Below are 4,934 nucleotides of genomic sequence, written 5' to 3'. Positions count from 1 at the left end.
TTTTTATGTTAAATCATCATCAAAAACAATCAGAAGAAACCATCAACAAATTAATGCGATCAGGAATTGAATTGTTTTCTAAGCAAGGCTATTCTAGTACAAGCATTGATCAAATTGTAAAACATGCTGGTTACTCTAAAGGTGCTTTCTATGCTCATTTTTCCACCAAAGAGGAGTTCTTACTGAGGTTGATAAAAGAAGGTATTGATTTCTATTTTGAGGATTTAAAGGAAGCTCTTACTCAAAAAGGTTGTGATTTACTAAATACATTTAAAGAATATTCTATGCGTTTAGTGAATGAGGCTTATGAAAAGGGGTCTTCTCCTATGCTTCTCCAAGGATGTATGGTTTCGAATGAATTACCTCAGATAAAAGAAAAGCTTATTCTCCAGATGGAGGAATGGAGGTCATTCCTTACACATTTATTTCAGAAAATGAAGGACGAAGGTATTGTCGGAAGTCCATTGGATGCTAGAACTTTAGCGACGGCTAGCATGGCTCTTTTTAATGGATTTAATSTGCAACATTTTGTTGATAATCGAATTCAAATACAGGACATGTTAARTGTTTTTWTTGAATTGCTTCAAATYCAASAACCTAATAAATAAGAACATTATTTCTAAATGAGAATAAAAGGCAACTTGTAAGTCTCTAAGAAACAATAAAAAAAGAAGCTTCAAAGAGCTTCTTTTTTTATTGACCGAATAGTCGATTCCTTACGTAGAGGAGATCGACTTTTTAGGTTGAAATTCTCTTAGCGTATAAAATTTCCGGAATGGGCGTATAGAATTGTTGTCATCGTTCGTAAAAGTAGACTTTTTCGAACAGTTCTTTTTTCTATAAAATGTCCGTATTTTAACGTTCGTTAAAATACAAAAACACTTTACGAACGTTCTTTGTTTTGTTGATACTTTTACGAACGTTTTTGATAGAATAAGAGAGAGAAAATCGAAAAAGGGAGTAAAAAAATGGATGTGCGTAAATTCGGATACATAAGAGTTAGTAGCAAAGATCAAAATGAAGGACGACAACTTCAAGCCATGAAAGAAAAGGGGCTTGATGAACGAGATATCTTTATGGATAAACAAAGTGGGAAAAATTTTGACCGAGAACAATATAAACTATTAAAACGGATGATCCGGAAAGGTGATGTCCTATATATTCATTCACTCGATCGTTTTGGAYGAAACAAGGAAGAAATTCTAAAAGAATGGAATGACATCACGAAAAATATCCAAGCAGATATCGTTGTGATGGATATGCCTTTGTTGGATACAACTCAATTTAAGGATAGTTTAGGGACTTTCATTGCAGATCTGGTTTTACAAATCCTTTCCTGGATGGCGGAAGAGGAACGGGACCGTATTCGAAAACGACAGCGTGAAGGAATTGATGTGGCTCTGAAAAGTGGGGTAGCATTTGGTCGACCGAAAGTTCAGGCTACAGAGGAGTTCAAGGAAGTCTATGATCGTTGGAAATCAGGAGAGATAACAGCCGTTACAGCGATGGGTGAATTAGGAGTTAAAAAGACGACTTTTTATAAGTTGGTTAAGGAATATGAGATAGACTTTCAAAGTAGCAACATATAATAGAAGAAGCCTTTGCATGGAAAGCAAGGGCTTAATTTTACTAAACTAATAAAGGGAAATCCCCCCCCTAAATTCACGAAAAAACATAACTAATGTTGCTATTTAAGAATGCTTGTTTAAATGTCTTAAATATCCTCGACCAAACTTTTAATACTTGATAAAGTGCTTCTTTACGGAACTGCCACATTTAAACTAAATCTAGACTAAATAGTAGTACCAAAGGCGTTCCAAAATCAAAGTTTCAACTATACCCTTTATGAAACTACATTAGCGTACAAAATTCCTGAAATGTTAGTGAGACTCCCTAATAAAAATAGAAATTTTTATAACAAAGTTTTCATATCCAGTTACCGATAATTCATCTAAAATGACATCTTCAAAAAAATAGTCATCTAATAACAACTTATTTTCATTGGCAAATCCAAGCATTTTTAAATAGGTTTCTTCTATTGAGTCATAAMCATTTGTATGGTAAGCAGTTAAGTAGTCACCTTCTTTTTTTGAATAAACATTAGCGTTTGGCAATGGTGATGAAATTTTTGTATAAAAAAACCTATATGATTCATAATTGCCTTTACATATATTTTTAAGATTAATCATTTGCCCTACAGAAAAACGAGAAGCAATATTGTGCTCATCACAACGTTTTATATGATTTGCAAAAGATACAGCAATACTTCGTTGATCTGAATTGGGAATTGCATTTGTAAGAAACAGCAATTCCTTTTTTTCTGTTGATATAAAAATTTTTTCCGTATTTATATTAAATAGAGATTGAGTAGTTTTTATCTTTTGTGAAATCACTTCTTTTATAGCAATAAGTCTATTGATTTCCTTATCAATTTTTTCATTCTGTGTATTTAAAAGAGATATTAGTTTTTCTGGATTTCTTCCGTCTAAATAACTATTAATTTCTTTTAATGGCATTCCTAATTCTTTTAGTGAAGATATAACAAAGAATGGTTCAACTTGAAAAGTAGAATAGTATCTATACTCATTCTCATCTTTTAATTCAGGAGAAAAAATTCCTAACTTATCATAGTGAAAAAGTGTATATTTTGAAACACCGACAAGTTTTGCAAATTCACCCGTTGTAAAATGAATTTTTTTATTTTCACTCATAATAAACCCCCTATTGACTATAGTGTAACACTACACCTTATTATAAGGAATATGAATGAATTTAAACTTCAAGGAGAAGTATAAAACATTAATATATATAAATTGTAATTTTATGAAATGGAGATAGAAAAATGAATAATAAAAATGAAAAGGCTTTTAGATATGCTGGAGAATTTGAGAAGCAGAAAGCAGTTATGCTTTGTTGGCCTGCAGAAGCATATTCAGCCAAAGAATATAATGTTCACGATGTTTTTGTTGAGGTTATAAAGAATCTTGTTGGGGAAGTTGAAGTATTTGTAAACTGTGGTGTAGAGGGAACAATTACAATTTGTAAAAAAACACTATCAAACGCTGGAATAGATATAGATAGAATTCAGTTTACTCAATTTGCAGATGTAAGTTATTGGGCTCGTGATTATGGTGCTGATATTCTTATAGATGACAACGGTAACATGCGTCTTGTAAACTTTAAATTTAATCAGTATGGGTTGACAGATGACAAAGAACCAACTTCTTTTGAGACAACTAAGATAGCACCACATCAGGCAATTGAATTTGGATGTTTTGACATAGTAAATTCTGACCTTATTTCTGAGGGAGGAGATCGAGAATTCAATGGAAATGGAGTGCTTATGACAATTGAGGATACTGAAGTGACAAAACGTAATCCTCAATATTCTAAAGAACAAGTTGAGGATGAATTTAAGAGATTATTCAATCTTGAAAAGGTAATTTGGATCCCACATGCTACTTTTGATGATGAGGAAATGTTAGATGGAATATTAGATGTTGTGGATGGAGAACCCGTATATCGTAGTGCATCTGCAAATGGTCATATTGATGAAATGTGTCGTTTTGTAAATGAAAATACTATTTTACTAGCAGAAGTAAGTGAAGAAGAAGCTGAGAAACTAAATTCTGCTCAAATTACAAAAGAATGTTTAGATAAGGCATATGAAGTGGTAAAAAATGCTACAGATATTAACGGTGAAAAATTTAAAATAGTGCGTATACCTTGTCCAGAACCGATATATATAACTGCAGAATCAGGAGATGAAATATATGACCTATGGCAGTGGTGTAAAGAACTAGAAGGTGCTACTGATACATTAAGAGATGGTTCTCCATTCCCAAGTGGAAAAATTAAAATGCAGCCAGCGCTTAGTTATTGTAATTTCCTTATTGTAAATGGTATTGTATTAGGTCAAAGTTATTGGAAAGAAGGATTACCAGAAATAATTAAGGAAAAAGATGAGCAAGCCAAGAAAGTTTTAGAAGCTATTTTCCCAGATAGAAAAGTAATTACGATAAATACAACAGCACTTAATATTTTAGGTGGTGGTATTCACTGTATTACAAAGAATATTCCTAATTAAATAGGTCTTTTAAGCAAGAGAATGTGCTTTAAATTTTACTTGGAATATGTATATGATAAAATTCTCGAAGTGAAGACAAATAGACGGAAGATTTTTAAAACTATCGAGGCAGGACATTTTATGATGTTGACACGTAAATTTCAATCGTATACTATGAGTTAAATTATAATATTGAAAATTCTGTGATGAAGAGAGTAGTTCATTTTGAAATGGAAAGCGAGTTAGGGATGGTGAGAGCCTAATGCAGGACGGATGAATGAAGCGCACTTTGGAGAAATTTCTTGAAACGTTTAGTAGGGAACATCGGGGAGTCACCTCGTTAACAATGGAAAGTGGTCACAATTTGTGGCAACTAGAGTGGTACCACGGGAATCTATGCTCTCGTCTCTTATTTAGAGGCGGGGGCTTTTTTGTTTAGGAGGGAAAATGACGATGAATAAACAAATTGCAGCCTTGATTTCAACGGCTTTAAACAATGAAATGCCARCAAGTGAAATAGAAAAATTAATGGAAAAGCCTAAATTAATGGAGTTAGGTGATGTCGCCTTTCCGTGCTTTACTCTTGCAAAAAATTTCAAAAAATCGCCTCAAGTGATTGCGTCTGAAATAGCTGAACAATTAAACAGTAAGTTGATCCAAGAAATGAACGTTGTGGGTGGTTATCTGAATATCTTCGTTAATCAACAGATGGTGACGGAAAATGTGCTGCAAACCATATTAGGTGAAAAGGATCAGTATGGTTCAAAGCAGCCTGTACAGGAAAGTGTCGTGATTGATTATTCCTCCCCCAATATTGCCAAGCCTTTTTCGATGGGGCACTTACGTTCAACGGTCATAGGGAATGCAC

At 33.1% G+C, this 4,934-nt stretch carries 5 protein-coding genes and 1 other annotated feature; of the genes, 4 read left to right on the top strand and 1 reads right to left on the bottom strand.

The window, feature by feature from the left end:
* Positions 1-608 (top strand): TetR/AcrR family transcriptional regulator (locus AC1DUW_RS21015; protein WP_477643369.1); only part of this gene is annotated, 608 nt, incomplete at its 5' end.
* Positions 609-968: 360 nt separating this feature from the next.
* On the top strand, positions 969-1,589 hold the full coding sequence (locus tag AC1DUW_RS21010; RefSeq protein WP_477643368.1) for a recombinase family protein: 621 nt from the start codon (positions 969-971) through the stop codon (positions 1,587-1,589).
* A 291-nt stretch (positions 1,590-1,880) separates the two neighbouring features.
* Here the strand turns inward: AC1DUW_RS21010 and AC1DUW_RS21005 are convergent, their stop codons facing one another.
* A complete protein-coding gene (locus tag AC1DUW_RS21005) occupies positions 1,881-2,711 on the bottom strand; it encodes a MerR family transcriptional regulator (RefSeq protein ID WP_477643367.1) in 831 nt (276 codons plus the stop codon).
* Between the two features lie 131 nt (positions 2,712-2,842).
* Between AC1DUW_RS21005 and AC1DUW_RS21000 the strand changes: the two genes are divergently transcribed.
* Both AC1DUW_RS21000 and argS read left to right on the top strand, forming a co-directional pair.
* The gene (locus AC1DUW_RS21000; RefSeq protein ID WP_477643366.1) at positions 2,843-4,087 is read left to right on the top strand and encodes an agmatine deiminase family protein; all 1,245 of its coding nucleotides are present in this window, start codon (positions 2,843-2,845) and stop codon (positions 4,085-4,087) included.
* A 173-nt stretch (positions 4,088-4,260) separates the two neighbouring features.
* Positions 4,261-4,479 (top strand) — a binding site (T-box leader).
* Between the two features lie 40 nt (positions 4,480-4,519).
* The coding region (argS, locus tag AC1DUW_RS20995; RefSeq protein ID WP_477643365.1) for an arginine--tRNA ligase domain-containing protein at positions 4,520-4,934 on the top strand (415 nt) is incomplete at its 3' end.

This window comes from Peribacillus sp. P4_C12 (assembly GCF_056402095.1).
The sequence above is the reverse complement of the archived record's forward strand: the minus strand, read 5'-3'. Positions and strand labels throughout refer to the sequence as shown.